Origin of the sequence: Pseudomonas sp. GW456-L13, assembly GCF_017350115.1 — a bacterium.
Taxonomy (GTDB): domain Bacteria; phylum Pseudomonadota; class Gammaproteobacteria; order Pseudomonadales; family Pseudomonadaceae; genus Aquipseudomonas; species Aquipseudomonas jessenii.
In genome coordinates this window covers 210,077-236,283 of record NZ_JACNAS010000002.1, presented here as the reverse complement: position 1 = coordinate 236,283, position 26,207 = coordinate 210,077, and the positions used below count along the sequence as shown (strand labels likewise).

Annotated in this window: 26 protein-coding genes; 14 read left to right on the top strand and 12 right to left on the bottom strand. The window is 61.9% G+C overall.

Annotated elements, in window-relative coordinates:
- Positions 1-67: 67 nt before the first annotated feature.
- From glyA to J4D25_RS15235, 4 genes are all read right to left on the bottom strand, one after another.
- Positions 68-1,324, bottom strand: coding sequence for a serine hydroxymethyltransferase (gene glyA, locus J4D25_RS15250; protein WP_057714202.1), 1,257 nt, complete (start codon positions 1,322-1,324; stop codon positions 68-70).
- A gap of 41 nt (positions 1,325-1,365) precedes the next feature.
- Positions 1,366-1,749: a glycine cleavage system protein GcvH gene (gene gcvH, locus J4D25_RS15245; RefSeq protein WP_057714203.1), complete on the bottom strand. Its 384-nt coding sequence runs from the start codon at positions 1,747-1,749 to the stop codon at positions 1,366-1,368.
- A gap of 404 nt (positions 1,750-2,153) precedes the next feature.
- Positions 2,154-3,662, bottom strand: coding sequence for a sigma-54-dependent transcriptional regulator (locus J4D25_RS15240; RefSeq protein ID WP_057714204.1), 1,509 nt, complete (start codon positions 3,660-3,662; stop codon positions 2,154-2,156).
- A gap of 68 nt (positions 3,663-3,730) precedes the next feature.
- Positions 3,731-4,645, bottom strand: a complete 915-nt coding sequence (locus J4D25_RS15235; protein WP_057714205.1) for a LysR family transcriptional regulator — start codon at positions 4,643-4,645, stop codon at positions 3,731-3,733.
- 151 nt (positions 4,646-4,796) lie between these two features.
- Here J4D25_RS15235 and speB point away from each other — a divergent pair, with 151 nt between their 5' ends.
- The 5 genes from speB to J4D25_RS15210 all read left to right on the top strand — a co-directional run bounded on the left by speB (position 4,797) and on the right by J4D25_RS15210 (position 11,581).
- Positions 4,797-5,798 (top strand): agmatinase, encoded by a 1,002-nt coding sequence (gene speB / locus J4D25_RS15230; RefSeq protein WP_057714206.1) that lies wholly within the window; start codon positions 4,797-4,799, stop codon positions 5,796-5,798.
- Positions 5,799-5,851: 53 nt separating this feature from the next.
- Positions 5,852-7,360, top strand: coding sequence for an aldehyde dehydrogenase (locus tag J4D25_RS15225; RefSeq protein WP_057714207.1), 1,509 nt, complete (start codon positions 5,852-5,854; stop codon positions 7,358-7,360).
- A gap of 283 nt (positions 7,361-7,643) precedes the next feature.
- Positions 7,644-9,218 carry a cytosine permease gene (locus J4D25_RS15220; RefSeq protein WP_057714208.1) on the top strand — a complete coding sequence of 525 codons (1,575 nt, stop codon included), beginning with the start codon at positions 7,644-7,646 and terminating at the stop codon, positions 9,216-9,218.
- Positions 9,219-9,235: 17 nt separating this feature from the next.
- The gene (betA, locus tag J4D25_RS15215; RefSeq protein ID WP_057716588.1) at positions 9,236-10,924 is read left to right on the top strand and encodes a choline dehydrogenase; all 1,689 of its coding nucleotides are present in this window, start codon (positions 9,236-9,238) and stop codon (positions 10,922-10,924) included.
- 198 nt (positions 10,925-11,122) lie between these two features.
- Entirely contained in the window at positions 11,123-11,581 is a 459-nt protein-coding gene (locus J4D25_RS15210) for a GNAT family N-acetyltransferase (protein WP_057714209.1), read from the top strand.
- A gap of 1 nt (position 11,582) precedes the next feature.
- On the opposite strand, the gene J4D25_RS15205 is transcribed toward J4D25_RS15210, so the two are convergent.
- Complete coding sequence (locus J4D25_RS15205) at positions 11,583-11,900, bottom strand: NIPSNAP family protein (protein ID WP_057714210.1); 318 nt, start codon at positions 11,898-11,900, stop codon at positions 11,583-11,585.
- Positions 11,901-12,130: 230 nt separating this feature from the next.
- Between J4D25_RS15205 and J4D25_RS15200 the strand changes: the two genes are divergently transcribed.
- From J4D25_RS15200 to J4D25_RS15180, 5 genes are all read left to right on the top strand, one after another.
- Entirely contained in the window at positions 12,131-12,793 is a 663-nt protein-coding gene (locus J4D25_RS15200; RefSeq protein ID WP_057714211.1) for a hypothetical protein, read from the top strand.
- A 67-nt stretch (positions 12,794-12,860) separates the two neighbouring features.
- Entirely contained in the window at positions 12,861-13,199 is a 339-nt protein-coding gene (locus tag J4D25_RS15195; RefSeq protein ID WP_057714212.1) for a hypothetical protein, read from the top strand.
- A 276-nt stretch (positions 13,200-13,475) separates the two neighbouring features.
- Complete coding sequence (locus tag J4D25_RS15190) at positions 13,476-14,405, top strand: phosphatase (RefSeq protein WP_057714213.1); 930 nt, start codon at positions 13,476-13,478, stop codon at positions 14,403-14,405.
- A 24-nt stretch (positions 14,406-14,429) separates the two neighbouring features.
- Complete coding sequence (locus tag J4D25_RS15185) at positions 14,430-14,873, top strand: arsenate reductase ArsC (protein ID WP_057714214.1); 444 nt, start codon at positions 14,430-14,432, stop codon at positions 14,871-14,873.
- A gap of 235 nt (positions 14,874-15,108) precedes the next feature.
- Positions 15,109-15,498 (top strand): cytochrome c family protein, encoded by a 390-nt coding sequence (locus J4D25_RS15180; RefSeq protein ID WP_057714215.1) that lies wholly within the window; start codon positions 15,109-15,111, stop codon positions 15,496-15,498.
- On the opposite strand, the gene J4D25_RS15175 is transcribed toward J4D25_RS15180, so the two are convergent.
- Positions 15,499-16,374, bottom strand: coding sequence for a LysR substrate-binding domain-containing protein (locus J4D25_RS15175; RefSeq protein ID WP_057714216.1), 876 nt, complete (start codon positions 16,372-16,374; stop codon positions 15,499-15,501).
- 134 nt (positions 16,375-16,508) lie between these two features.
- Here J4D25_RS15175 and J4D25_RS15170 point away from each other — a divergent pair, with 134 nt between their 5' ends.
- Genes J4D25_RS15170 through J4D25_RS15155 form a run of 4 tightly spaced genes read left to right on the top strand, consistent with a single transcriptional unit; the run spans position 16,509 to position 20,749 of the window.
- Positions 16,509-17,561, top strand: coding sequence for an agmatine/peptidylarginine deiminase (locus tag J4D25_RS15170; RefSeq protein WP_057714217.1), 1,053 nt, complete (start codon positions 16,509-16,511; stop codon positions 17,559-17,561).
- 4 nt (positions 17,562-17,565) lie between these two features.
- Entirely contained in the window at positions 17,566-18,474 is a 909-nt protein-coding gene (gene aguB / locus J4D25_RS15165; protein ID WP_057714218.1) for an N-carbamoylputrescine amidase, read from the top strand.
- A 1-nt stretch (position 18,475) separates the two neighbouring features.
- Positions 18,476-19,576, top strand: a complete 1,101-nt coding sequence (locus J4D25_RS15160) for an extracellular solute-binding protein (RefSeq protein WP_057714219.1) — start codon at positions 18,476-18,478, stop codon at positions 19,574-19,576.
- A gap of 48 nt (positions 19,577-19,624) precedes the next feature.
- Complete coding sequence (locus J4D25_RS15155) at positions 19,625-20,749, top strand: agmatine/peptidylarginine deiminase (protein ID WP_057714220.1); 1,125 nt, start codon at positions 19,625-19,627, stop codon at positions 20,747-20,749.
- Positions 20,750-20,894: 145 nt separating this feature from the next.
- Here J4D25_RS15155 and J4D25_RS15150 read toward each other — a convergent pair whose 3' ends face one another.
- The 6 genes from J4D25_RS15150 to J4D25_RS15125 all read right to left on the bottom strand — a co-directional run bounded on the left by J4D25_RS15150 (position 20,895) and on the right by J4D25_RS15125 (position 26,206).
- Complete coding sequence (locus J4D25_RS15150) at positions 20,895-21,323, bottom strand: nuclear transport factor 2 family protein (RefSeq protein ID WP_057714221.1); 429 nt, start codon at positions 21,321-21,323, stop codon at positions 20,895-20,897.
- Positions 21,316-22,059: an SGNH/GDSL hydrolase family protein gene (locus J4D25_RS15145; RefSeq protein WP_057714222.1), complete on the bottom strand. Its 744-nt coding sequence runs from the start codon at positions 22,057-22,059 to the stop codon at positions 21,316-21,318. Before J4D25_RS15145 ends, J4D25_RS15150 begins: the two co-directional genes overlap by 8 nt.
- Before the next feature lie 6 nt (positions 22,060-22,065).
- Positions 22,066-22,638, bottom strand: a complete 573-nt coding sequence (locus J4D25_RS15140; RefSeq protein WP_057714223.1) for a chorismate mutase — start codon at positions 22,636-22,638, stop codon at positions 22,066-22,068.
- A gap of 81 nt (positions 22,639-22,719) precedes the next feature.
- Positions 22,720-23,010 carry a hypothetical protein gene (locus tag J4D25_RS15135; protein ID WP_057714224.1) on the bottom strand — a complete coding sequence of 97 codons (291 nt, stop codon included), beginning with the start codon at positions 23,008-23,010 and terminating at the stop codon, positions 22,720-22,722.
- 319 nt (positions 23,011-23,329) lie between these two features.
- Entirely contained in the window at positions 23,330-24,883 is a 1,554-nt protein-coding gene (locus J4D25_RS15130) for an amino acid permease (protein ID WP_057714225.1), read from the bottom strand.
- Positions 24,884-25,045: 162 nt separating this feature from the next.
- Positions 25,046-26,206 (bottom strand): iron-containing alcohol dehydrogenase, encoded by a 1,161-nt coding sequence (locus J4D25_RS15125; protein ID WP_057714226.1) that lies wholly within the window; start codon positions 26,204-26,206, stop codon positions 25,046-25,048.
- Between the last annotated feature and the right edge of the window lies 1 nt (position 26,207).

Here is a 26,207-nt window from a genome sequence, read left to right as displayed (position 1 = left end):
TATTGGCCTCATCGCGAGCAAGCTCGCTCCCACAGGGTTTTTCCCACAGGGTTTTTGTGTGGTGTGATCAGTCGCGGTAGACCGGGAAGTCCGCACATAGGGCGGCAGCCTGCCGTGCGACATTGGCCTCAATATCGGCATCGCCAAGGTGATCGAGGATGTCGCAGATCCAGCCGGCCAGGGCAATGCTCTGCGCCTCCTTGAAGCCACGGCTGGTGATCGCCGGGGTACCGATGCGCAGGCCGGAGGTCACGAACGGCGATTGCGGATCGTTGGGCACGGCGTTCTTGTTCACGGTGATGCCGGCGCGACCGAGGGCGGCGTCGGCGTCCTTGCCGGTCAGGCCCTGGCGGATCAGGCTGACCAGGAACAGATGGTTGTCGGTGCCGCCGGACACCACGTCATAACCGCGCTCGATAAACACCTGCGCCATGGCCTGGGCGTTGCGGATCACCTGCGACTGATAGGTCTTGAATGCCGGCTCCAGCGCTTCCTTGAAGCACACGGCCTTGGCGGCGATCACGTGCATCAGCGGGCCACCCTGACCCCCTGGGAACACCGCGGCGTTGAGCTTCTTCTCCAGTTCCGGATTGGCCTTGGCCAGAATCAGACCGCCACGGGGGCCGCGCAGGGTCTTGTGGGTGGTGGTGGTGACCACGTCGGCGTAGGGCAGGGGATTGGGGTACAGACCGGTCGCCACCAGGCCGGCGACGTGGGCCATGTCGACGAAGAAGTACGCGCCGACCTTGTCCGCGATCTGACGGAAGCGCGGGAAGTCCAGGGTCTTCGAATAGGCCGAGAACCCGGCGATGATCATCTTCGGCTTGTGCTCGACCGCCAGGCGCTCGACTTCGTCGTAATCGATCAGGCCCGTGGTGGTGTCGATGCCGTATTGCACGGCGTTGTACAGCTTGCCGGAAAAGCTCACCTTGGCGCCGTGGGTCAGGTGACCGCCGTGGGCCAGGCTCATGCCGAGCACGGTGTCGCCGGCTTGCAGCAGGGCCAGATAAACCGCCGCGTTGGCCTGGCTGCCGGAGTGCGGCTGGACGTTGGCATAATCGGCGCCGAACAGCTGCCTGGCGCGGTCGATGGCCAATTGCTCTACCACATCGACGTGCTCGCAACCGCCGTAATAGCGCTTGCCCGGATAGCCTTCGGCGTACTTGTTGGTCAGGCCGCTGCCCTGGGCTTGCATCACCCGCTGGCTGGTGTAGTTCTCCGAGGCGATCAGTTCGATGTGGTGTTCCTGCCGCGCATCCTCGGCGTTCATCGCCGCCAGCAGTTCGTCGTCGTAGCCTTTGATCTGGTCGTGCTTGCTGAACATGGTGTGGTCCTTTTTCGGATTCGGGAAATGCGTAGGGGGCTTCAAGCGTCGGCGTGTTCTGCGGTCAGGCGTTCATAGGCGTCTTGATCCAGTAGATCGCTCAACGCCTGGACATCGACCGGTTTGAAGCGAAAGAACCAGCCTTCGCCCAATGGGTCTTCGTTGACCAGTTCCGGGGTGTTCTCCAGTGTCGCGTTGATCTCGACCACTTCACCGTCCAGCGGCATGCCGATACTGCTGGCGGCTTTCACCGATTCCAGCACCGACACTTCAGCGCCTGCATCGAAGGCGCCCAGCTCAGGCACCTGAACGAATACCACATCCCCCAGCGCCTGCTGGGCAAAGGCCGTGATGCCGACGGTGACCAGGCCATTGCTCTCAAGGCGCAGCCATTCGTGATCGACGGTAAAACGCAATTCGCTCATCTCAACTCCTTATTGTTTTAAGGCTCGTGGCGGGGCGACGAGCGGGGTTGGAGGAGTGATAGCAAGGGTGGTGCCAATGTTTTTTATTTGTTTTAAATCAATGGCTTGAGTTGTTTATGTAATGTTTGTGACATCTCGCTCGTATTGAATTCAATACAAGCAGGTATGGCCTTGGAGGCAAGCGCCGTGATTGCAGGCGTGGAAGGGATTGTCTTGATTTCGCTACGCTGTATCGATTTACAGACGAAGAATTCAGCAACACCACTGATCCCCTGTGGGAGCGAGCTTGCTCGCGATTGCGGTGTGACAGGCAAAATTGATATCGACTGGCACGGCCTCATCGCGAGCAAGCTCGCTCCCACAGGGGAATGTGTTGTCGGTGAGAATGTGTTCCGACAGATCACTCAGGGCTTGGCGGGAATGCCGTACTTGCGCAGGCGAATCGCGATGGCGCTATGGGACGTCTGCAACCGTGCAGCGAGCAATCGGCTGGAGGGGTAGCTGCGATAAAGCTGTTCCAGCAGGTTCTTTTCAAAGTCGCCCACAGCCTCTTCCAGGCTGCCGACTTCGCCGTCGTTTTGCCGTTCGACGGCGGTGCGGGCGATGTCGAGGTCGTCGATGTCCACCAGCGGATTTTCGCAAATCGCCGCTGCACGGAAGATCACGTTTTGCAGTTGCCGCACGTTGCCCGGCCAGCGGTTGCCGAGCAGGGCGCTGAAGGTGCTCGGTGCCAGACGACACGCCGGTCGCTGGATCTGCGCACAGGCCTGTTGCATGAAGTGATTGGCCATCAGCAGGATGTCGTGACCGCGCTCGCGCAGCGGCGGTACTTGCAGGTTGAGCACGTTGAGACGGTAGAACAGGTCTTCGCGAAAACGCCCCTCGGCGACCATTTTTTCCAGGTCGCGATGGGTCGCGCTGAGCACCCGCACATTGACCCGGACCTCCTTGTCGCCACCCACCCGACGGAAGCAGCCATCGCTCAGAAAACGCAGCAGTTTGGCTTGCAGGTAGGGTGACATTTCCCCGACTTCATCGAGGAACACCGTGCCCTGATCGGCGAGTTCCAGCAGGCCGAGCTTGCCGCCCCGTTGCGCGCCGGTGAAGGCGCCGGGGGCGTAGCCGAACAGCTCGCTTTCGGCCAGGCTCTCCGGCAGTGCCGCGCAGTTCAGGGCCAGAAACGGCGCATCGTGCCGTGGGCTGATGGCGTGGCAGGCGCGGGCCACCAGCTCCTTGCCGGTGCCGGTTTCGCCCTGGATCAACAGCGGCGCATCAAGGGCCGCCACCCGTTGCGCACGCGCCTTGAGCGCGCGGATCGGCGGTGATTCACCGAGCAGCGCATCGAAGCCTTCGGCATGGTCATGGTGCAGCGCCGACAGGCGTTCACCAATGCGATTGGGTTGATACAGGGTGAGCAGGGCGCCAGCGTCGGTGATCGGCATCGCATCGAGAAGAAACGTCTGGCCACCGAGACTGACCTCGTGCATGGGCAGGCGGAAATGGTGATCGATCAGGGTGCGTTGCAAGTCGGCATCGTCGAACAGCGCGGTCAGCGATTCACCGGCCGGTTCGCGCCCGCAGAGGGCGATCAGCGCCGGGTTGGCCAGCAGCACATGACCCCGGTCATCCACCGCCAGCACCGGGTCGGAACTGGCGGCCAGCAAGGCGTCCAGTTGCAGGCGCCGGCGTTGCCCCGGAAGGATGTCGACCATGGTCACCGCTTGCACGCCGCGTACGTCGAAAAGCGCCTCTCGCAACTCTTCGAGCACGTCGGCGCCGAGGGTCGGGGCGTCGATGTAGACGTTCGGCGGCACCATCTCGACGGCGTCCAGATTGAAACTGCGTCCACCGAGCAGGGCCAGCACTTCCTGGGTGATTCCGACGCGGTCGATGAAGGTGACGTGGATGCGCATGACGGGCCTGCAAGGTTGGCGAACCGAATCAGTATGCCCGGCAAAATTTCAATTTGGCGAGTGTCACATCACGGCTTGGCGGTTTTGCGGGCGCTGGCGGCCAGGTCCTCGAGGAACGCCTGGAGGATCGGCGGCGGTGCCACGCCGCGTCGGGTGATCACGTCGAACGGCGACTTCAGGCGCAGGCTCGCGGACGCCAGTTGATGCATCTCGCCGCTCTTCACCCACTGGCTGGCGAAGTGCTCGGGCAGGAAGCCCACATAGGCGCCGGAGATGATCAGGATGGCCGACGCCTCGATGTTGTCCACGGTGGCTGCCGCTTTGGTGATACCCAGGTGTTCCAGGTCGTATTGCTGCATGTAGCCACGCACGACGATGCGCCCCGCGCCAACCTCTTCGAGCAGCTCGGCGCCCTCGGCCTGGCTGCCGAACAACGGGTGTCGCCGGCCGCAATACAAGCCCAGGGCTTCCTGGTACAGCGGCGATTGCAACAGGCCCGGCACATGGATCGGGAAGTGCCCGATGGCCAGGTGCAGGCGGCCGTCGAGCACCCGTTCTTCGAGTTCTGCCGGGGTGCCGACGTACACGTTCAGGTGTACGTCATGCCCGCGGGAGACGAAGCGCTGGGTGGTGCGCGGAATCGGCGAGTCGGGGTCGGTAATCGTGGTGTCGATGATCCCCAGGTTGAGCTTGCCGCTGATGTGCTGCTTGAGCACGTCGGCGTCCATGCAGAAGTTTTCCACCGCCGACAGCAGGCGCTGGGTGGCTTCATGAATCGCCACCCCTTGTTCGGTCAGGCGAAAGCCGCTGCGCCCACGCTGGCAGAGTTTCACCCCAAGACGGGTTTCCAGGTGGGTCATCTGTTCGCTGATGGTCGACTGCCCGGCATTCAACGCCGCCTGCGCGGCCGAGAAGCCACCGCAGCGCACAATCGTGGCAAACACCCTGAGCAGTTTCAGGTCGACGTCGTGCAGCTGGATCATCTTGGACCTCCGGCATGTGGATGCATCGGGAATGCCGATATGAGTATCTGATGTTTAGCATTTTTTCCACGAAAACCTGCGCCCATAGTCTTTCCAACGGCGGTCGCCTTGCAGTCCGTCAAGCCGATAACAAGAAGTGGAGAGGCTAGAAATGTCGAACAACGGTTATGAATCCGGTCGCCTGAACCTGCCATTCGTGGGTCATTGCACCTTTGGCAAATCCCCGGTGTGCACCGATTGGGATGCACTGGATGCCGACGTCGCGGTGCTTGGCGTGCCCAACGACATGGGCACCCAGTGGCGCTCCGGCGCACGCTTCGGACCACGCGGGATTCGCGAAGCATCGACGCTGTTTTCCTTCGGCCACGCCGGCGCCTACGATCATGAAGATGACGTGATGTACCTCACCGCATCGGACGTGCGCATGGTTGACGTCGGTGATGCCGACATCGTCCACACCGATATGGCTACCAGCAACAAGAACACCGAGTACGCCGTGCGCAAGATCCTCGACGCTGGTGTCATGCCGGTTGTTCTCGGCGGCGACCATTCGGTGCACGCACCAGTGATCAAGGCCTTCGAGGGCCGTGGCCCGATCCACATCATTCACTTCGATGCGCACCTGGATTTCGTCGACGAGCGCCACGGTGTTCGCTATGGCCACGGCAACCCGCTGCGCCGCGCCTCGGAAATGAACCACATTGTCGGCATGACCCAAATGGGCATTCGCAACGTGTCGTCGTCCAACCGTGATGACTATGAAGCGGCCCACGAAGCCGGCTCGAAAATCCTCTCGGTGCGCGACGTGCGTCGTCTCGGCGTCGAAGGCGTGCTGGCGCTGATCCCGCAGAACATCAACTACTACATCACCATCGACATCGACGGTTTCGACCCGTCCATCGCCCCCGGCACTGGCACCCCGAGCCACGGTGGCTTCCTCTACTACGAAGTGCTGGAAATCATCCAGGCCCTGGCCAAGCGCAGCAAGGGCAACATCGTCGGCATGGACCTGGTGGAAGTGGCTCCGGTGTACGACCCGACCGGCATGACTTCGATTCTCGCCGCGCAACTGCTGCTCAACAGCATCGGTTTCATCTTCCACGAGCGAGGCAAGGTGCGGGCGGCCGCCGAAAGCGAAACCGCATCAGCCTGATCATCGAAACCAGTGACCCGGCAGGCCCTGACTGCCGGGCAGAGAGAACAAAAATGGACACGATCGTCAAAAGTTACCTGCAAAAATTCGGCGTCAGCGAAGCCACCCAGACCTTCCTTGGCAAGGTCCAGAAAATGTTCATCGGCGGCGCCTGGGTCGAGGCCAGCGACGGCCAGACTTCCGATGTGGTCGAACCCTCGACCGAAGGCCTGATCACCCGCATTCCCATGGGTACCACCGATGATCTGGACCGCGCCGTGCAAGCCGCCCGCGCCCAGTTCGACGGCGGCGCCTGGCGTCAGGCCAAACCGGCGGAACGCGAGCGCATGATGCAGCGCTTGGCCGACCTGATCGAACAGAACGCTGCCGAGCTGGCGCAAATCGAATCGATCGACATGGGCAAATCGGTTGCCTTCGCCAAGGACGTTGACATCCAGGGCACCGTCGATACCCTGCGTTACTTCGCCGGCTGGGCCACCAAGTTGCACGGGCGTACCGTCGAACCTTCGCTGCCGGGTAATTACCTGGCCTATACCCGCAAGGAAGCGGTGGGTGTGGTCGGCGCCATCGTGCCGTGGAATTTCCCGCTGCAAACCATGGCCTGGAAACTCGGCGCGGCGCTGGCCACCGGTTGCACCGTGGTGGTCAAGCCCGCAGAACTGACTTCGTTGTCGGCCCTGCGCTTCGCTGAACTGGTGCAGGAAGCGGGCATCCCTGACGGCGTGATCAACATCGTCACCGGGCGCGGCAGCGTGGTCGGCGCGGCCATGGCCACCCATCCCGGCATCGACAAACTGACCTTCACCGGATCGACCCCGGTCGGCCAGACTGTCGGCCGCGCAGCGCTGGATGACATGAAGCGGCTAACCCTCGAACTCGGTGGTAAATCACCGGTCATCGTCTGTGCCGACGCCGACATCCCGGCCGCCGCCCAAGCGGTCGCCAACGGCGTGTTTTTCAACTCCGGGCAGGTATGCGACGCCGGTACACGAGCCTATATTCATAGCAGTGTCTACGACGAATTCCTGCGTGAGCTGATCACCTACACGCGCACCCTGAAAATGGCCCCGGGCCTGGATCCGGATTGCTTCATCGGCCCGCTGGTCTCGGCGCTGCAAAAGCAGCGCGTGACCGAGTACATCGAAACCGGCAAGGCCGAAGGCGCCGAACTGGTCTACGGCGGTCAACCGGTCGATGGCCCTGGCTTCTTCGTCGAGCCGACCATTTTCGCTAATTGCCGCAACGACATGCGCATTGTCCAGGAAGAAATCTTCGGCCCGGTGCTGGTCACCGCACCGTTCGACGACGAGGAAGAAGCGCTGGCCCTGGCCAACGACTCGCCTTACGGGCTGGCTGCCGCACTGTATTCCAACGACCTCGGGAAAGTGCACAGCCTGATCCCGCGCCTCAAGGCCGGTTCGGTCTACGTCAACGCCCACGGCACCCTCGATCCGTCGATGCCGTTCGGTGGCTACAAGCAGTCCGGATTCGGCAAGGACCTGGGCGCCGAGCAGCTCGACTACCTGCTCGAAACCAAGGCGGTGTGGATCACGCTGCCTTGAGTCAGGGCTGACTCAATTCCTGTGGGAGCGAGCTTGCTCGCGATGACGGTTGCACATTCAACATCTGTGTTGCCTGACCCTCCGCTATCGCGAGCAAGCTCGCTCCCACAGGTTTTCGGTTCCAGCAACAACGCCAGGTAGGCACGGGCAACACTGAACCTGTGGCGAGGGAGCTTGCTCCCGCTGGACTGCGCAGCAGTCCCATTTTCAGGGCCACAGGGGAGTCGTTCACCCGAAAGAACGCGGTTATCTCGTCATGATCTTCCAACAATAAGAGTCCGTCATGAACACTAACGCCAAGTCCGCCACGAGCGTGTCCGCCCTCGACGAAAAATCCGTCGTCGAGGGGCATTCGATCGACTTCATCCCCGAGAACGAGCGCACCGACAAACTGTCGAGCCAGGGCCCGTTCTGGTTTCTCGGCAATTTCACCTTCTTCACCATGACCATCGGCTTCGTTGGCCCAAGCGTCGGCCTGACCGCGCTCTGGACCACGCTCGCCGGCACGCTGGGCATCATGTTCGGCACGCTGTTCATGGCGTTTCACGGCTCGCAAGGCCCGCACCTTGGCCTGCCGCAGATGATCCAGTCCCGCGCGCAGTTCGGTTATCGCGGGGTGATCCTGGTGCTGCTGGCGACGCTGTTCGTGTTCGCCGGCTTCAACATCGTCAACCTGGTGCTGATGATGCAGGGGCTGCACACACTATTCGGGTTCAACCCCGCGGTGATCGCGGTGGCGGTGACCATACCGGCGGCGGTGCTGGCGATTCTCGGCCATGACTGGATGCACCGCAGCTTCAAATGGGCGTTGTTCCTGTCTCTGCCGCTGTATGGCCTTGTCACTGTGGCGGTGTTGATGGGTTGGGTGCCGGACGCGGTAATGCCGGCGCTGGCGGCGGGCGAAGTGGCCCGGGAGCCGCTGGGTTTCAACTGGACCGGTTTCATCGCGCAGTTTGCGGCGGCCGCCAGCTACAACATCGCCTATGCGCCTTATGTGTCGGACTACTCGCGCTACCTGCCGAAGAATACTTCCAGCGGCAAGCTGATCGCCGTGGTGTTCCTTGGGGCGTCGCTGTCCGGTGCGTGGATGATTTCCGTGGGTGGCTGGCTGGCCGATCACCTGCACTCCACTGACGTGCTGGTGGCCCTCGGGCAAGTCGGCAACACCGTGTCGCCGCTGGTGGGCACGGCGGTGGTGGTCGTCACCATCCTGGCGTTCCTGCCGGTGATCGCGATGAACATCTACAGCGCCAAGCTGACCACGCTGACCTGCGTCGACTCGATCAAGCACATCGAGCCAACCCGCAAGGCACGCATCCTGGCCATCGGCTTCGTGATCCTGCTGCAACTGGGCGTGGCCCTGAGCATCCAGAGTTCCGGCAAAGGCCTGTCGGTACTGGGGATCTACCTGGTGGTGATGCTGTACTTCCTGGTGCCCTGGACCTCGGTCAACCTCACCGACTACTTCTTCGTGCGCAAGGGCCGCTACGCCATCCCGCACTTCTTCATGCCCCACGGCAACATTTACGGCAGCTGGGGGCTGCGCGGTATCGCCGCCTATGCCATCGGTTTTATCTCGATGATCCCGTTCTTCTACATCTTCGACGGCGTTGAACAGCGCGAGGTGTATGTCGGTCCGCTCGCCAAGGCGCTGGGCAGCATCGACATCGCCTGGCTGGTCGGGCTGATCGTATCGGGCCTGGCGTACTACTGGTTGAGCCGCTCGATCGACCTCAAGCGCGAAGAAGCGGTGATCCAGCAGATTGAGAAAAACTCCCCGCAATACACCACCGGCGACACGCTGACCCACAAACAGCAGCCTATGCCGGTATTCACTGAATCAACGGTCGGGAGATAGTCATGACCACGCAAAAAATGGCTACGCAAAAATACGACTACATCATCATTGGCGCAGGCTCGGCAGGTTGTGTGTTGGCCAACCGCCTGAGCGAAGACCCGGCCACCTCGGTGCTGGTCCTGGAATTCGGCGGCAGTGACAAGAGCGTAGTGATCCAGATGCCGAGCGCATTCTCGATCCCGATGAACACCAAGAAGTACAACTGGCGTTACGAAACCGAGCCGGAGACCCACCTCAACGGCCGGCGCATTCACTGCCCGCGGGGCAAGGTGCTGGGCGGCTCTTCGTCGATCAATGGCCTTGTGTACATCCGTGGCCATGCACTGGACTTTGACGAGTGGGAATCCCTGGGTGCCGAAGGCTGGGGCTATCGCAACTGCCTGCCGTACTTCAAGCGCGCCGAGAGCTACGAGTCGGGTGGTGATAGCTATCGCGGGCAAACCGGGCCGCTGCACACCACCAACGGCAACCATATGAAAAACCCGCTGTACGGTGCCTGGGTCGAAGCCGGTGCCGAAGCGGGCTACATCAAGACCGAAGACTGCAACGGCTACATGCAGGAAGGTTTCGGCGCCATGCACATGACTGTGAAGAACGGCGTGCGCTGCTCCACGGCCAACGCTTATCTGCGCCCGGCCATGGGCCGTCCGAACCTGACGGTGATCACCCATGCGATGACGCGCCAGGTCATCCTCGAAGGCAAGCGTGCGGTGGGGGTCATGTATGACCACGGCGGCCAGACCCACCAGGTGTATTGCAACCGCGAAGTGCTGATCTCGTCCGGGCCGATCGGTTCGCCGCACCTGCTGCAACGCTCGGGCATCGGCCCGGCGGACGTCCTGCGCAAGGCCGGGATCGGCGTACGCCATGACCTGCCGGGGGTAGGGGAGAACCTGCAGGATCACGCCGAGGTGTACATCCAGTTCGGTTGCAAGGAGCCGGTGACCCTCAACAGCAAGATGGACCCGCTGAGCAAGCTGATGATCGGTCTGCGCTGGCTGCTGTTCAAGGACGGCCTGGGCGCCACCAACCACTTCGAGGCCGGTGGTTTCATTCGCTCCGAGAAGGGCCTGCGCTGGCCGGACATCCAGTTTCACTTCCTGCCGGCAGCGATGCGCTACGACGGCAACAAACCGATCAAGGGCCACGGCTTCATGGTGCTGACCGGGCCGAACAAACCGAAAAGCCGTGGTTATGTGCGCGTGCGCTCGGCCGATCCGTACGAGCATCCGGAAATCCGCTTCAACTATCTGGAGCGGGAAGAGGACCGTGAAGGTTTCCGCCGCTGCATTCGCCTGACCCGCGAGATCATCGGCCAGAAAGCCATGGACCGCTTCCGCGACGGCGAAATCGCCCCGGGCGCGCAAGTGACCAGCGATGAAGACCTCGACGCCTTCGTGCGTGACAACCTTGAAAGCACCTACCATCCGTGCGGTTCGTGCCGCATGGGCGAGGACGAAATGGCGGTGGTCGATTCCGAATTGCGCGTGCGTGGCATCGCCGGTCTGCGGGTGATCGATTCGTCGGTGTTCCCGACCGAGCCGAACGGCAACCTCAATGCGCCGACCATCATGCTCGCCGAGCGGGCATCCGACCTGGTGCGTGGCGTGCAGATGTTGCCATCGGCGGATGTGCCGGTGGGGCTGGTCGAGGGCTGGGAAAGCAGCCAGCGTACTTCGCTGCCGGGGCGTAATGTGCGGGTCTGACCACAATCTGCAATCCAATGTGGAAATCCAATGTGGGAGCGAGCTTGCTCGCGATGGCGGTGGATCAGTCGACATTTACGCTGACTGACACTCCGCTATCGCGAGCAAGCTCGCTCCCACAATGGATGAAAATAGTGCGTCGCTGTTGCCTCGCCATTGCTAGTCTGTAATTCCTTGAGACCGCAATGGAGCACCCTCATGGCTATTCAGGCCCTGCGCGCCGACGCATCGCACATCGACCAGATCGCCCCTTTGTTTGACGCCTACCGGATGTTCTACCAGCAGCCGTCGAATCTTTCGCAATCGCGCGCCTTTATCGCCGAGCGCCTCGCCCGGGATGAATCGGTGATTTTTCTTGCCCGGGACAGCGATGGTGAAAACCTCGGCTTCGTCCAGCTGTTCCCGACCTTTTCCTCGATCGACGCCCATCGCACCTGGCTGCTCGGTGACCTGTTCACCACACCCGCCGCCCGGGGCAAAGGCGTCGGCACCTTGCTGATGAACACCGCCCGGGATTTTGCGAAGCTGGCCGGTGGCAAAGGCATGACCCTGGAAACCGCCACCGACAACGTCACCGCCCAGCGCCTGTATGAATCCCTGGGCTGGGTGCGCGACCCCGGTTATTACACCTATTGCCTGGATCTGCAAAAAGGCTGACTCAGCGCGCCTGCTCGCCAAACACCGGCCGCATGAATGAACGCTCGTAGCTGAGGATGAATTTCTTTTCCTCGGCGTACTTGAACGCCGCGATGCACTCTGGATCGTTCATCGACTGCTGCCGGTAATGTTCGTACGCCGCCAGGCTGGGGAAGGTGAACAGCGCCAGGGCGATGTTGTTGGCACCCTCCGATGGCAAAAAGTAACCGTGGTGCTGGCCGCCGAACTTTTCCACCAGGGGAATCCACAACTTGCCGTAGTGCTCGAACGCTTCGAGCTGGTAGGGATCGAGCACGTATTTCAGGTAGCAAGTGACCATTTTTTCGTTCCTTGATCAGGTTTTGAGGGCAGTCGCCACTGTAATGAACAGTGGGCATGCGGCACAGCCACTTGTTCGACATTGACCGGTAAATTTACGCCAAAGGCAGCTGCTGGCGCCGCAGCACTATTGGTTCAGTCAATAGTCACCATCAAGAATCGCAAGTTCTGTTTTTTGCGCAAAGGCGGAAAATTGCCTGCGTTGAACACGCTGCTCAAGGAACCTGCGCGATGAAAATCTTGACCCGACTGGCTGTGATTGCCCTGTTGCTGGGCAGTGTTGCATCCACCGCATCGGCCTTTGCCGAAGACGCACGCGCCTGCCATCTGCCGCCGATCACCGGCGGTCACAGCAGGCTGCAATACGGTCAGACGGTCGGGGTGCTCTACAGCGACAACACTGTGGAAAACCTGCAATACCTTGAGCAATACCACTCGGTGGCCGTCAACGGTGCGAAGAACGCACTGGATACGCGGATTCGCCAGGCGTTCGTCAACAGTTCCGATCCGGACCTGGCCATCGACTGGCTGATGGGTTCGTTGCACCACACTTTTCTGTCGGTGACGGTCTACGAAAATCTCGATGCCCTGGTGCAGGCCCACCCCGATGTGGTGGTGATGCTCGATACCCACAACCAGTTGCTGACCCAGCGTAACGACCGGGTCGAGGCGCGTTTCGCCGCGCGGTTCTACGACGCCAACCTGCAGTACATCGGCAAGGCCGAAGGCGCGGTGGAAAAACAACTGCCATCGGTATGGGTGCATGACAAGACCGCGCCCGAGATCGCCGCGCAAATCGAACAGCAACGCGACCTGCAACTGACCGCGCTGAAACAGTTCGATGCGTCGTTGAAGGCGCTGGTAACCGCCGGATTGACCGCAACAACAAACTAAAAAGCCCGACGTCCATTGAGCGGCGGGCAACCCGATCCACCGTGGATTTCTATTCAGGACCTGATTCATGCGCACTGTTTTTGCCCCGACCCTGGCCTTCGCTTCGCTACTGCTGGCCGGTTGTGCCACGCCGAACGATCCGACCATGACCTTGCAGACCAGCAAGTCACCGGAGGAGTACACCCATTGCGTGGTGCCGAAGTTGCAGCACGATGCGCTCAACCCAACGGTGTCGCAGACCCAGCGCAGCTACCGGATCGTCGTATCAAGCAAAGTGTCTGCGGACAACGTGCTTGAAACCTATAAAGCCTCGAACGGCGGCAAGGTGTTCCTGTACGAGCGCAAGCTGCTGGCGTCGACCTTCGTGCCGTCGACGTTCGAGCGTGCGGCGCAGGAGTGTTTGTAAGGGCAATTTCAGGCAAAAAAAAGCTGCCGGGACTGGCAGCGGAAAGTTAAAGCACGCATTGGATGGACTGAGTATGGCGCTCGGTCCATGACGATTCGATGACAGCTTCATGGCCATCCATCAGGATGCCGAAAATCCTGCCACTGTTGTGGTGTGGGTCAGAACTCCAGGCCTGTCATCCGGGTGTCATCAAAGCAATGGCAAGATCCTCGCAATCCGTCTTGAGTGACCGGCGGCCGTCAGTCCGCCGGCAGATGAATGTGCAAGGAACCCCATATGAAAGACGCCCCGCTGTTTGCCGCCATCGACCTGGGTTCCAATGCGTTTCGCCTGATGATTGGCCAGTCGGTGAGACGGAACCAGCAGATGGTCATCCAGGAAGTGAAAACCCTGCGTGAACCGGTGCGTCTGGCCGAGGGCTTGCAGGGCGGGGCGCTCGATGAATTGGCGCTGGACCGTGGCTGGCAGGCGCTGGCGCGATTCGGCAAGAAACTGCGCGGCTTCGAGGCCGGGCGCGTGCGGGCGGTGGCCACCAGCGCGGTACGCGAAGCGGACAATGCGCCGCTGTTCCTGGCCAGTGCCGAGCGGCACCTGGGCTTTCGCATCGACGTCATTTCCGGTCACGAAGAGGCGCAACTGGTCTACGCCGGCGTCGCCCACACCTTGCCGGCGCAAACCACGCGGCTGGTGCTGGATATCGGCGGTGGCTCCACGGAAATGATCATCGGCCGTGGCGACCGGTTGCTGGTCACCGAGAGCATTGCCATCGGCAGCGGCACCTTCGGTGCGCATTACTTCCACGGCGGGCGGATCGTGGCCGAAGCGCTGCTGGAGGCCGAACGCGCAGCCACCGTGCAATTCGAACGCATTGCCCGTCGCTATCGAGCCATGGGTTGGCAGCAGGCGATCGGTTCTTCAGGGACGGCGCGGATGTTGGCCAAGGTGCTCAAGGCCAATGGCTTGAATGATGACGGCCAAGGCGGCATCACCTACGGCGGCCTGTTGCGCCTGTCGTTGCGCCTGCTGGAAGTCAAACATGTGAAACACCTCAAGTTGGCCGGTTTGCCCATCCACCGCCTGAGCATTCTGCCCGGTGGTCTGGTGGTGATGCTGGCGGCGTTCAAGGTGTTCGGGATCACGCATATGATTGCGTCGGAACCGGGTCTGCGGTTCGGCGTTCTGCATGGATTGATGAGCAAACACTAAAAACCTGCCAGCCGAGGTAAACCCATGACCGACCCCCGTCGCGTGCTGTTCGTCTGCGCCCGAAACGATGTCCGCTCACCCATGGCGGAAGCCCTGCTTCGCCACACCGATCCTGCCGATTTCCAGGCCTTCAGCGCCGGGCTTGAGGCCAGCGAGATCGACCCGCGCACATTCGAATCCCTAGATCACATCGGTGTCGATGCCAGCGGCTTGCGCAGCAAGTCCCTTGAAGATTTCGAAGGTCAGGAATTCGACTACGTCATCACCCTGTGCGACAAGTCTTGCGAAGAGGCCTCACGCATGCCGTTTACCGGTGAAGTGATGGTCTGGAGCTTCGAAGACCCGACCACCAGCGAAAGACACGACCCGTTCCGCCATACCCTCCAGGAAATCGGTGACCGCATCAAAATGTTCGTCACCGTGAAAACCCGCCCCGTGCCCCAGGCGCCGTCAGGCAGCGATTCCTGACAAGCCTCGAACACCGTCTACCCTCATCGGTCACAACCATCATGATGAGCGCAGGCCCCCTGTGGGAGCGGGCTTGCTCGCGAAGAGGCCTTCACATTCAACATCGTAGGTGGCTGGACTACTGCTTTCGCGAGCAAGCCCGCTCCCACAGGGATTGCGTCCATTTGACCACTTGGGATATCCCCGGCCCGCATGTTCCAATAGCTATCCGGCAACACCCGACTGGAAACGGAACATGAAGAAACTCGCAGCACTGACCCTCGCCTCGGCGCTCACCGCGGGCCTGTTCAGCACACCCACCCTTGCTGCAGGCGATGTCCAGGCCGGGGAGAAAGTGTACAAGCGCCTCTGCAGCGGCTGCCATCAGATCGGTGAATCGGCTCGCGCCTTCTTTGGCCCGCAACTCAATGGCGTGATCGGTCGCCATTCCGCCGTCACCACGGACTACGTGTATTCCGACGCGATGAAATCCGCCAACCTGGTCTGGGACCGCGAAACCCTGATCGCCTACCTCGAAGCGCCGAAGAAAGTCGTCCCCGGCACCCGCATGATTTTCTGGGGCCTCAGTGACCCGGAAAAAATCGAAGACCTGCTGGCCTACCTGCAAACCTTCCCGGCGCAATGATCACGCCGTGGTCTGCTGCTCGGCCGCCAGGTTGTCGACCAGCCACTGGGTAAAGGCCCGCGCCATCGGGATGTTCTCGCTGTCACGGTGGGTCAGCAGCGCCCAGTTCGGGCCGCGGATGGTTTGCTCCACCATCGGCTGCAACAGCCCGGTGGCCCGCGCCTGCCGACTCAGCAACTGGCTCACCAGCGCAATGCCCAGTCCGGTACAGGCCGCGTCCAGCAGCAAACCCGGATCGGAAAAATTCAGCCCCTGATCCATCTGCCCCACATCTATGCCCGATTCCACCGCCCAGTGGCTCCAGTCCATTTCCCGCTCGCCATGCAGGGTGGTGCGCTGTTCCACGGGCACGGCCAACAGGCTCGGGTGACACGCGGGGTAGAGGCGATCGGCGTGCAGCACCTTGAAACTGCATTCGGCCTGGGAACTGATGTCGTCGCGCACCGCCAGGTCGATGGTCTGGCTGGCCATGTCCGGCACTTCATCGGTGCTGAAAATCCACAGATCGACCTGCGGATGCTGGCGCCGGAAATCCCCCAGGCGCGGCAATAACCAGTGCCGGGCAAACGCCGGGGTGGTGTTGAGTACCAGTTGATTGGGCTTCTGGTATTGCCCCAAGCGGCGAATGCCCACCGCCAGTTGCTGCAACAACGCCTGGGTGGTGCTCAGCAGATCGTGCCCGGCATCGGTCAGGCTGACGCTGCGCCCGCTGCGATGGAACAACGGTTGCTCCAGGTACGCCTCAAGGCTGCGGATCTGCTGGCTGATCGCCGATTGGGTGAGGTGCAACTCGTCGGCAGCCTTGTGAAAACTGCCCAGCCGGGCGGCGGCTTCGAAGCCGCGCAGGGTGCTCAGGGGCGGCCAGTGTTTGAGCATATCGATAAGCTCCTCTAATCAGTTGTCTGCAAAATCCATCGTTTGTTTGCCTGTTTTTCCAGCCGTAGCATGCATGCCAAGACCGCCAAGGCCGTTTTCATTGAACACAATGACTTAACTCAGAGGTGCTTGTCATGCAGCAGAACGTAATTCAAAACAGCGGTTGGACGATGCCGGCCGAGTGGGTCACTCACGCCGCCACCTGGATGGTCTGGCCGCACAACAAGACCCTGTGGGAGTCAGGCTGGCGGGTGACACTGCCACAGGTTCAAGAAGATTTCGCCCGGGTGGCCAACGCCATCGCCCGCTTCGAACCGGTGAAACTGGTGGTCGATCCTTCAGCTATCGCCAGTGCCAAAGCCTTGTGCGGACCGAACATCGAGTTGATCGAACTGGCGGTCAACGACAGCTGGTGCCGCGACTCCGGCCCGAGCTTCGTCTGCCACCCGCAGCAAGGCCTGGCCGGTGTGAGCTGGCGCTTCAATGCGTGGGGTGGCAAGTCGGCTCACGATCTGGACGAAAGCCTGGCCCGCCGTGCGCTCAATCATTTGGGACTGGAGTGCTTCGGCACGGCGTTGAGCAACGAGGGCGGCGCGATTCATGTGGACGGCGAGGGCACGCTGATCACCACCGAATCGGTGTTGCTCAACCCCAATCGCAACCCGGGCGTGAGCAAGGCCGAGATCGAAGAGATCTTCACCCGCCTGCTGGGTGTGAAGAAAACCATCTGGCTGCCGGGCGATCCGGACTATGTGACCGGCGACATGACCGACGGCCACGTCGATGGCGTGTGCGCCTTTGCCCGTCCCGGCGTGTTGCTGGTGGACGCCACCCACGACAAGCAATCGGTGTACGCCGAAGTGGCCCGGGAGAACCGCCGCGCCCTTGAACTGGCCACCGACGCCCAAGGCCGCCAGTTCGAACTGATCGAACTGTTCGAAGCCACCGATGCGGTGGACACCGAGGCCGAAGTGTTCTGCGCCTCCTACACCAATTTCTATATCGCCAACGGCGCGATCATCATGCCGGCCTACGGCATCGATGCCGACAAGGTCGCTGCCGAAGTGCTGGCGCAGGCGTTCCCCGGTCGTGAAGTGGTGCCGGTGCGGATCAACCATCTGGCCCATGGCGGTGGTGGTGTGCATTGCATCACCCAGCAACAGCCGGCCTGGCCGGTGCGGGGTTGATGCCATGACACTGCTGACCATCGCCACCACCCAGATGCCCTGCACCTGGGACCTGAAACACAACCTCGACCAGGCCGAGCAACTGGTCCGCGAAGCTGCGGCCAAGGGCGCGCAGGTCATCCTGTTGCAGGAGCTGTTCGCCACGCCGTATTTCTGCATCGAGCAACACCACAAACACCTGGCACTGGCCGAGGAGTATCGCGAAAGCCACGTGCTCCAGCGCTTCGCCGCATTGGCGAAAGAGTTGGGCGTGGTGCTGCCGCTGAGCTGGTATGAGAAGGCCGGCAACGCCTACTTCAACTCACTGAGCGTGGCCGACGCCGACGGGCGCCTGTTGGGTGTGTACCGCAAGACCCACATCCCCAACGCCATCGGCTATCAGGAGAAAGAATACTTCAGCCCCGGCGACAGCGGTTTCCGGGTCTGGGACACCGCGTTCGGGCGCATCGGCCTGGGCATCTGCTGGGATCAGTGGTTCCCCGAAACCGCTCGCTGCCTGGCGTTGATGGGGGCCGAAGTGCTGCTGTTCCCGACGGCCATCGGCTCCGAACCGGGTTGTGCCACTCTCGATTCCCGGGATCACTGGCAGATGACCATGCGCGGCCACGCCGCCGCGAACCTGCTGCCGGTGGTGGCGGCCAACCGGGTCGGCCGGGAGGCGGCGACCACCGACCCGACTCTGCAAATGAGCTTCTATGGCTCGTCGTTCATCTGCAACCACAAGGGCAAGTTGCTCGCCGAAGCCGACCGTGACAGCACCGGCGTGCTGGTCCACAGCCTGGACCTGGCGGCCATGCGCGAGGACCGCCTGACCTGGGGTATCTACCGCGATCGCCGTCCGGAAATGTACGGCGCCTTGTTGACCCAGGACGGTCGTCAGATCCACTCACGCTGGGCAACCCAAGGGGTGTGACATGAACACGATCAACAAGCTGTGCCTGGCCATGGGGCTGACGCTGAGCTGTGCGGTGCCTGCGTTGCACGCCGAGGAGAAAACCCTGCGGCTGTACAACTGGGCCGACTATTTCGCCGAGGACACCTTGAGCAAGTTCACCGCCGAAACCGGGATCAAAGTGATCTACGACGTGATGGACGGCAGTGAAACCCTGGAAGCGAAAATGCTCGCTGGCGGCAGCGGCTACGACCTGATCTTCCCCGGTGACACCGTGGCCGAACGCCTGATGCGCGCCGGCAGTTTGCAGCCCTTGGATCAGTCAAAACTTACTGCTCTGAACGACGTCGAGCCGGGGTTGCAGAAATTGCGCTCGCACTATGAGCAGTCGCGCCAGGCCACGGTCCCGTACACCTGGGGCACCATCGGCCTGACCTACAACGCCGGGCAGATCGCCCAGCGTGCGCCGGATGCGCCGGTCGACAGCCTGGACATGCTGTTCAAACCGGAACTGGCGGCGAAATTCGCCGACTGCGGCATCTCGATGATCGACTCGCCGGACGAAGTGCTGGCGGTGGTGCTCAATTACTTGGGCCGCGACCCGAGGAGCGCCAAGCCGGCGGACCTGGCGGCGGCCAGTGACTTGCTGATGAAACTGCGGCCGTACATTCGCAAGTTCCAGTCGCAACCGGTGACCGACCTGGTCAACGGCAACCTGTGCATGTCCCTCGGCTACAGCGGCGACATGACCCAGGCGCAACGCACGTCTGACGGCGCTGGCAAGAAAACCGCCTTCCACTACCGCATCCCCCGCGAAGGCACCACGGTGTGGATGGACACCATGGCCATTCCCGTCGACGCCCGGCATCCGGAGTACGCCTACGCGTTCATCAACTTCGTGATGCGCCCGCAAAACATGGCAGCCATCAGCAACTTCACCGGCTACCCGACCTCCAACGCCAAGGCACGCCCGGATGTCGATGCCGCGATGCGCAACAACCCGGACATCTACCTCGATGATGCCACCTACGCGCGGCTGATTCCCGGCAAGGACATTCCCCAGGCCGACATGCGGGCACGCATGCGCACCTGGACCAAGTTCAAGACCGCTACAGTCAAATGATCACCGGCCGGCCCGAGGGCCGGCCAAACCTCGATTTCAGGAAATCACATGCCGACACGTCGAACATTCATCAAGCGGGTATCGGTCGCAGCCGCAATGGGCACGGTGGCGTCCATGGGATTGGGTTTTGCCGGCCTGCCGGTGCGAGCGGCCGACAAAGGCAATTGGTACATGCCCGATGAAGGGGACAAACACCAGCGGGCCTTCATCGCCTTCGGGGCACAGGCCGCGATCTGGGAGGACTTCACGCCCCACGTGCAAGACGCCCTTGGCCGGATCGCCCGCAGCATTGCCGAACACGAGCCGGTCACCGTGTTCTGTCGCCAGAGCGAACGGCGCCTGGCCGAAGTCAAATGCGGTAGCCACAACACCACCTTCGTGATCACCGAACTGGATGACATCTGGATGCGCGACATCGGCGCCAATTTTGTCGTCGACGGAAGCGGCGGCCTTGCTGCCGTGGACTTCAACTTCAACGGCTGGGGCAACAAACAGCAGCATGCGGACGATGCGCAACTGGCCGCCCTGGTCGCCGAAAACGCCAAGGCGGATTACCAGCGAAGCGAACTGGTGGGCGAGGGCGGTGGCATCGAAGTGGATGGCCACGGCACAGGGATCATGACCGAAAGCAGCTGGATCAACCGCAACCGCAATCCCGACTGGAGCAAGGCCGAGGTCGAGGCAGAACTGAAAGAGCGCCTGGGGCTGCGCAAAATCATCTGGCTACCGGGCATCAAGGGCAAGGACATCACCGACGCCCACGTCGATTTCTATGCGCGCTTCGTCAAGCCCGGCGTGGTCATCGCCAACCTCGACAACGACCCCGAGTCCTACGACTACAAGGTCACTCGCGCCCATCTGCAGATCCTGGAAAACGCCACGGATGCCGATGGCCGCAAGTTGCAGGTGCATACCGTGTCGCCGCCGCTCAACCCGCGCAACAGCCGGTTCAGCAACGACAACCCGGACTTCGCCGCGGGCTACATCAACTACTTCGTGATCAACGGCGCGATCATCGCACCGCAATTCGGCGATGAAGAAGCCGATGCCAAGGCCTTCGACCTGCTGTCCGAACTCTACCCGGACCGCGAGGTGGTGCAGCTCGACATCGACGCGATCTCTGCCGGTGGTGGAGGGATTCACTGCGTGACCAGTCACCAGCCGATGGTGTGATGACTTCCGGTTTTACACAAAACCTGTAGGAGCGAGCCTGCTCGCGATGAACTCAAGAGCGCCGCGTTTAGCCAGCAAGCACGCGTTTTCGTTGACGACCATCGCGAGCAGGCTCGCTCCTACAGGGGGGGGCGGGATCAGGACATCAGGCCTTGCTGGCCTTCAGGTAAGCCCCCAACCGCCGCCCCATTTCCTCACCCAGCGCCTGCAAGCCACTGAGCGGCCGCACCATCACTTCAAACTCGACAATCTTGCCCTGTTCGTTGAAGCGGATCATGTCGATGCCCTTCAGTTCTTTCTCGCCGACCCTGGCGCTGAATTCGAGAATCACGTTCAAGCCATCCGCCGTCGCCAGCTCACGGTGATAGGCAAAATCCTCGAACACGTCCATGACCGTATTGAGGATCATCGACACCACCGGCGCTCCCGGATACGGCGTGTGCGCCATCGGCGAACGGAACACTGCCTGCGGATCGAGCATTTCGGGCAAACCGCTCAAGTCGCGGTTGTCGAGCACCGCGTGCCACTGCTTCAGGGACGCTGCGACATTGGGGTTCAGTTTCAGCTCAGACATCTTCAACTCCTGTTTTTATTGTTGTGGTGCGAAAGCGTTGGTCGATCACCCTGGCGGCATCGTCAGCCCATTGCCGATAAAGCATCGGCCCCGGATGAAAACCATCGCTGGCCATCAAGCCCGGTTCGGGCGCCAGCGGGGTGGTCAGCATCGTACATTGATCCAGGCGTGCGGCCAGATCCGCAAGATGTGCATTGAACCGCCGCGCCCTGAAACCCAGAAACCAGCGCAGCGGCTGGGGCAGCGCGGGGAACAAATGCATCGGCGGAAGCGGCGACACCACGATCTGCCTCACCGCGTATTTATCGCACAGCAGCGCCATCAAGCGCCGTTGCCGAGCGAGCCACTGATCCAGGGTGAGAGAGCTGGTGACATCGTTGACGCCAATCGACAACAGCGCCACATCGAACGGCTCGGGGGCGTGCTGTTCGAGCAGCTCCAGCAACCCTTGTGAATCCAGCCCCGAGTGCGCCCAGAGTTTCCACGACAACTGGTAATCATCGGCCAGGCGCGCGACCAGCCGACCACTGAGGGCTTCACCTTGAGTCGCCGCACCTACCCCCGCTGCGGCGCTGTCGCCGACAATCAACAAGCGCAGCACGTCACCGCTGCCGACCTCGCCCTGGCGGTCACCTTCGGCCTCCGGCAACTTGGGCGTCACCCGCCGCGTATACAGGCCCTGGGCCAGCAACAACGGGCCGAGCAGGATTTTGGCGAGGGTTTCAATGTGGCTCATTTGACGTTATCGCCCTGCAATACACAGCTCCCCGGTCGCACGAATCATCGCCTGGCCATGCAAATAATCCTTGATCAGCGCGGAACGTTCGGTGGCCAGCCATTGCGGGCAGTTCGGGTCGTTGCGGTAGGGCAGGAACGCGGCGTACTGCGTGAGCAGCAGGTTCTGCAGGTTGTCGAGCTTGGGCCGGATGTCGTTGCCCAGGTCTGGCCGTGGCGTGTCCGGTGCCTTGTGCGCCGCTTGCCATTGTGCGAGCCGGCCGTATTGCACCAGTTTGCTGGCTTCAATCTGGGCGGCGATCAGGACGGCGACATCGTCGGGGTCAAGCTGGCGTTCGGCCGCCTGCTTCCTGGCGTTGGCGATGACTTGCGCTTCCCGGGTGTTGTCCTGGACCGGTTTGCCGCTGTCCCACTTGGTCAGCGCCACCAGTTCGCTGATGTTCAACCGCTCATTCATCGTCGCCAGCAAGGGCTGCAAGGCATCGGGCGCCGGGGGTGTCGTGCCGGCTTGGGCGCTGCCAGCGAGCAAGCCGAGCAGGGCGCAGGTCAGCCAGTGCGGCAGGCGCAGGGAACGGGGCATGGGCAGAACCTCCTTGGACGCGAAAATCACTCCGGCTTGTGTATCACAAGTGCGGCCAGGGAACGACAGGTTGCGAAAGATTCAGGCCAGCAGCCGTTCAATCTGCGCCAGCTCCCAGGTGCTGAGCAAACTCACCGGGTCGGTGCCGAAGCGCTGCCCGTTGTCGAACACATATTCTCGGCCATCGGGGCTTTGGCCGTGCAGGCAGTGGCGCAGGTGACCGGCGTCGACGTCGAGCGTCAGGCGCCAGCCGTCGATGTCGACCTGTACATGGTCAGGCTCGCAGGCGTCGTCGACTCGCTTGAAGGTGCAGATGCCTTGAGCGGCATCGCGCAACGGCTGGTAAACCTCGCGGGCGGTGAGGGCGGGCACAGGTGTCTCCGGGGCGGAATCGGGGAGGCACAGGATAGATCATCAGCCTGCAAAAAAGCCCGGAAACGCCAAATAACCTTGTGGGAGCGAGCTTGCTCGCGATTAGGCCGGACATCCAACATCAATGGCGCCTGACACACCGCCATCGCGAGCAAGCTCGCTCCCACAGGGGAATGCAGCCACCCGCAAAGCTCGGAAACGCCAAACAACCTTGTGGGAGCGAGCTTGCTCGCGATTAGGCCGGCACATCCAACATCAATGGCGCCTGACACGCCGCCATCGCGAGCAAGCTCGCTCCCACAGGTTAATCAGCACGCGCCTATTTCCTGTCCAACGCCGCCTCCGCCGCGGCAATTTCAGCCTGGCGCTTGACGATCATGTCGCCCACCGGTGGCCCCTGGAAGCGCCGGGCTTCAAAACCGAACCAGACGATGGCCGTCAGGATCAGGAAACCGATGGTGATGTACAGCGCCCAATCGTTCGGTGGCTGGATGCCGATGACGAAAATGATGATCATCGCCAGGATCGAGAGGATGGCGAACACCGAGTACCAGAAACGCCCCATGTTCCACGGCCCCATGGTCGGCCACTTCGACGTCCCAAAGGTAAACAGGCCGAGCGCGATGGGAATGGCGAAGGAGAAGAACAGGAAGATCACCGTGCAGGACACCACGATGGTATAGACCGGCGTTGTCCCGATCGAGATCACCGACGATCCCCAGACGAACAACACCGCTAGGGTGGCACCGGTCCAGATCGCTGCCACCGGGCTGCGATGGGTCGATGAGACCGAGGACAGCGCTTTTGAGCAGGGCAGGCCACCGTCCCGGGAGAACGCGAAGATCATCCGTGAAACCGAGGTGACGGTGGCCAGTCCGCAGAGTACCTGCGAGATGAAAATCGCCACGAAAAGCACCAGTTTCAAGGTCGGGTTGACCTGGGTGTTCATGGCCCAGAAAAACACGTTCCAGCCTTGCTTGGCCGCCTCGTCCATGTTCGGCAGCATCAGCACGAACGCGCTGAGCATCAGCCAGCCGAACAGCAACGACCAGACCACCGACATGACCATGCCGCGCGGCACCGACATGGCCGCGTTGCGGGTTTCCTCGGAGGTATGCGCAGAGGCGTCATAGCCGGTGATGGTGTAGATCGGCAACAACAGGCCGAGCATGAACACCCAGCCGTTGGAGACCTGCGGCCAGACGCTGCCACCCGCTTCGCCGGAATAGTTGCCGAAGGTCCACAGCCGTGCGAATTCATAGCTGGGTGCCGATATCAGGCAGACGATGGTCAGGGCCAGCGCCGTGGCGAAGATCAGGTAACCTGAGAAGTCAGTGAGTTTGGCGGTCAGGCCGATACCCAAGTGGTTGCACAAGGCCTGCAGGCCGGTGAGGATTGCCAGGAAAATCACCCTGACCGTGGTCGTGTCCTCCATGCCCAGTGCCGGCCCGAAGGCACCGAAAAAGAAGTAATAGGTACCGACGTTGATCGCGCCCAGCACCGTGACCAGCCCCAGCAGGTTGAACCACGCGGTCAGCCAGCCGGTGAAGCGGTTACCGAGGATCGAGCCCCAGTGGTACAGGCCGCCAGCGGTGGGGTAGGCCGAGGAAATCTGCGCCATGGCCATGGCGAATACCCCGGAGATCAGGCAACCGATTGGCCAGCCGATCCCGATGGATGCCCCGCCCGCGCCCGAGGTGCCCTGGGCCAGGGAGTTGATGCCACCCGAGAGGATGCAGATGATCGAAAAGGAAATGGCGAAGTTGGAGAAAACCCCCATTCGTCGTGAGAGTTGCTGGGCATAGCCCATGCTGTGCAGCACCTTGACGTCATCGTCGTGCGTTTCGGTGCCCGGCTGGCTTGCTGGGTTCATGATGTGTGCCCCTTTTCAGGTTTTGGACAGGCCGAACTGAGCCGCCGTAGGCTCGACCTTGGTTTTCTGTAGGAGCGAGCTTGCTCGCGATGAACGTCAACGATGACGCGGGGAGCCTGACACCCCGCGTCATCCTCAAGTCCATTGCGAGCAGGCACGCTCCTACAGACGGCCGTGAAGTGCCGCGTCGAAAATCTTTGCCACGCCGTCCCGGGTCAATGGCAGCGGGTTGCCGCCAGCGGAAGGGTCGACAATCGCCATGTCGGCGATCAGGTCGGCCTGCCGGTCATCAACGCCCAGTTCAACCAGGGTATGGGGCACGCCGATGTCCTTGCGCAGCTTGAGGACGAAGGCCAGGAAACTGTCGAACCCCGGGGAGGGCAGGCGCAGGTACGCCGCCAGGCGGGTGATGCGCTCCTCGATGGCCGAGCGATTGAAGTGCAGGACATAGGGCATGAAGGTGGCATTGGTCATGCCGTGATGGGTGTCATACAACGCACCCACCGGATGGGAGAGCGCATGCATCCCGCCCAGGCCTTTCTGGAATGCCGTGGCGCCCATGGCCGCCGCCGCGAGCATTTGTGCGCGGGCCTCAAGGTCCGACGGCGTGTGTACCGCCTTCACCAGTGAGTTGGCCACCAGGCGCATGCCCTCCACGGCAATGCCATCGGCCAGGGGGTGAAAGCCGGGGGCGCAGTACGCTTCCAGGCAATGGGACAGCGCGTCCATGCCGGTGCCTGCGGTGATTTTGGCGGGCATGCCGACGGTGAGGGCCGGATCGCTGATCACCACGCGGGGCATCATTTTCGGGTGGAAGATGATGCGTTTGGTGTGGGTGCGCTCGTCGATGATCACCGCCGCACGGCCGACTTCGGAACCGGTTCCCGCCGTGGTCGGCACGGCAATGACCGGGGCGATGCGGCTGTCGTCGGCGCGGGTCCAGTAGTCGCCGATGTCTTCGAAGTCCCAGACCGGACGGGTCTGGCCGCTCATGAAGGCAATGAGCTTGCCCATGTCCAGGCCACTGCCGCCGCCGAACGCGATCACGCCATCGTGCTGGCCGGCACGCCAGGCATCGAGCCCGCCAGCCAGGTTGGCTTCCACCGGATTGGGCTTGAGGTCACAAAACAGCGCCACGCCAAGACCGGCGGCGCGCAATGCGTCCAGTGCCGCCGTGGTGATCGGTGCGCGCGCCAGGCCGCTGTCGGTCACGAGTAAAGGTCGCTGGATACCCTGGCTGCGACAGACCTCGGCCAGTTCGGCGATGCGCCCGACACCGAAACGAACGCTTGTGGGGTAGCTCCAGTTTCCTGTCAGGTTCATG

Bases quoted from the DNA above. Each gene is read 5' to 3' on its own strand.
- glyA (WP_057714202.1), bottom strand. From the start codon at position 1,324: ATGTTCAGCAAGCACGACCAGATCAAAGGCTACGACGACGAACTGCTG.
- betA (WP_057716588.1), top strand. From the start codon at position 9,236: ATGGCTACGCAAAAATACGACTACATCATCATTGGCGCAGGCTCGGCA.
- J4D25_RS15170 (WP_057714217.1), top strand. From the start codon at position 16,509: ATGCAGCAGAACGTAATTCAAAACAGCGGTTGGACGATGCCGGCCGAG.
- speB (WP_057714206.1), top strand. From the start codon at position 4,797: ATGTCGAACAACGGTTATGAATCCGGTCGCCTGAACCTGCCATTCGTG.
- J4D25_RS15195 (WP_057714212.1), top strand. From the start codon at position 12,861: ATGCGCACTGTTTTTGCCCCGACCCTGGCCTTCGCTTCGCTACTGCTG.
- J4D25_RS15175 (WP_057714216.1), bottom strand. From the start codon at position 16,374: ATGCTCAAACACTGGCCGCCCCTGAGCACCCTGCGCGGCTTCGAAGCC.
- aguB (WP_057714218.1), top strand. From the start codon at position 17,566: ATGACACTGCTGACCATCGCCACCACCCAGATGCCCTGCACCTGGGAC.
- J4D25_RS15125 (WP_057714226.1), bottom strand. From the start codon at position 26,206: ATGAACCTGACAGGAAACTGGAGCTACCCCACAAGCGTTCGTTTCGGT.
- J4D25_RS15150 (WP_057714221.1), bottom strand. From the start codon at position 21,323: ATGTCTGAGCTGAAACTGAACCCCAATGTCGCAGCGTCCCTGAAGCAG.
- J4D25_RS15210 (WP_057714209.1), top strand. From the start codon at position 11,123: ATGGCTATTCAGGCCCTGCGCGCCGACGCATCGCACATCGACCAGATC.
- J4D25_RS15180 (WP_057714215.1), top strand. From the start codon at position 15,109: ATGAAGAAACTCGCAGCACTGACCCTCGCCTCGGCGCTCACCGCGGGC.
- J4D25_RS15200 (WP_057714211.1), top strand. From the start codon at position 12,131: ATGAAAATCTTGACCCGACTGGCTGTGATTGCCCTGTTGCTGGGCAGT.
- J4D25_RS15155 (WP_057714220.1), top strand. From the start codon at position 19,625: ATGCCGACACGTCGAACATTCATCAAGCGGGTATCGGTCGCAGCCGCA.
- J4D25_RS15235 (WP_057714205.1), bottom strand. From the start codon at position 4,645: ATGATCCAGCTGCACGACGTCGACCTGAAACTGCTCAGGGTGTTTGCC.
- J4D25_RS15240 (WP_057714204.1), bottom strand. From the start codon at position 3,662: ATGCGCATCCACGTCACCTTCATCGACCGCGTCGGAATCACCCAGGAA.
- J4D25_RS15205 (WP_057714210.1), bottom strand. From the start codon at position 11,900: ATGGTCACTTGCTACCTGAAATACGTGCTCGATCCCTACCAGCTCGAA.
- gcvH (WP_057714203.1), bottom strand. From the start codon at position 1,749: ATGAGCGAATTGCGTTTTACCGTCGATCACGAATGGCTGCGCCTTGAG.
- J4D25_RS15190 (WP_057714213.1), top strand. From the start codon at position 13,476: ATGAAAGACGCCCCGCTGTTTGCCGCCATCGACCTGGGTTCCAATGCG.
- J4D25_RS15225 (WP_057714207.1), top strand. From the start codon at position 5,852: ATGGACACGATCGTCAAAAGTTACCTGCAAAAATTCGGCGTCAGCGAA.
- J4D25_RS15160 (WP_057714219.1), top strand. From the start codon at position 18,476: ATGAACACGATCAACAAGCTGTGCCTGGCCATGGGGCTGACGCTGAGC.
- J4D25_RS15220 (WP_057714208.1), top strand. From the start codon at position 7,644: ATGAACACTAACGCCAAGTCCGCCACGAGCGTGTCCGCCCTCGACGAA.
- J4D25_RS15145 (WP_057714222.1), bottom strand. From the start codon at position 22,059: ATGAGCCACATTGAAACCCTCGCCAAAATCCTGCTCGGCCCGTTGTTG.
- J4D25_RS15185 (WP_057714214.1), top strand. From the start codon at position 14,430: ATGACCGACCCCCGTCGCGTGCTGTTCGTCTGCGCCCGAAACGATGTC.
- J4D25_RS15140 (WP_057714223.1), bottom strand. From the start codon at position 22,638: ATGCCCCGTTCCCTGCGCCTGCCGCACTGGCTGACCTGCGCCCTGCTC.
- J4D25_RS15130 (WP_057714225.1), bottom strand. From the start codon at position 24,883: ATGAACCCAGCAAGCCAGCCGGGCACCGAAACGCACGACGATGACGTC.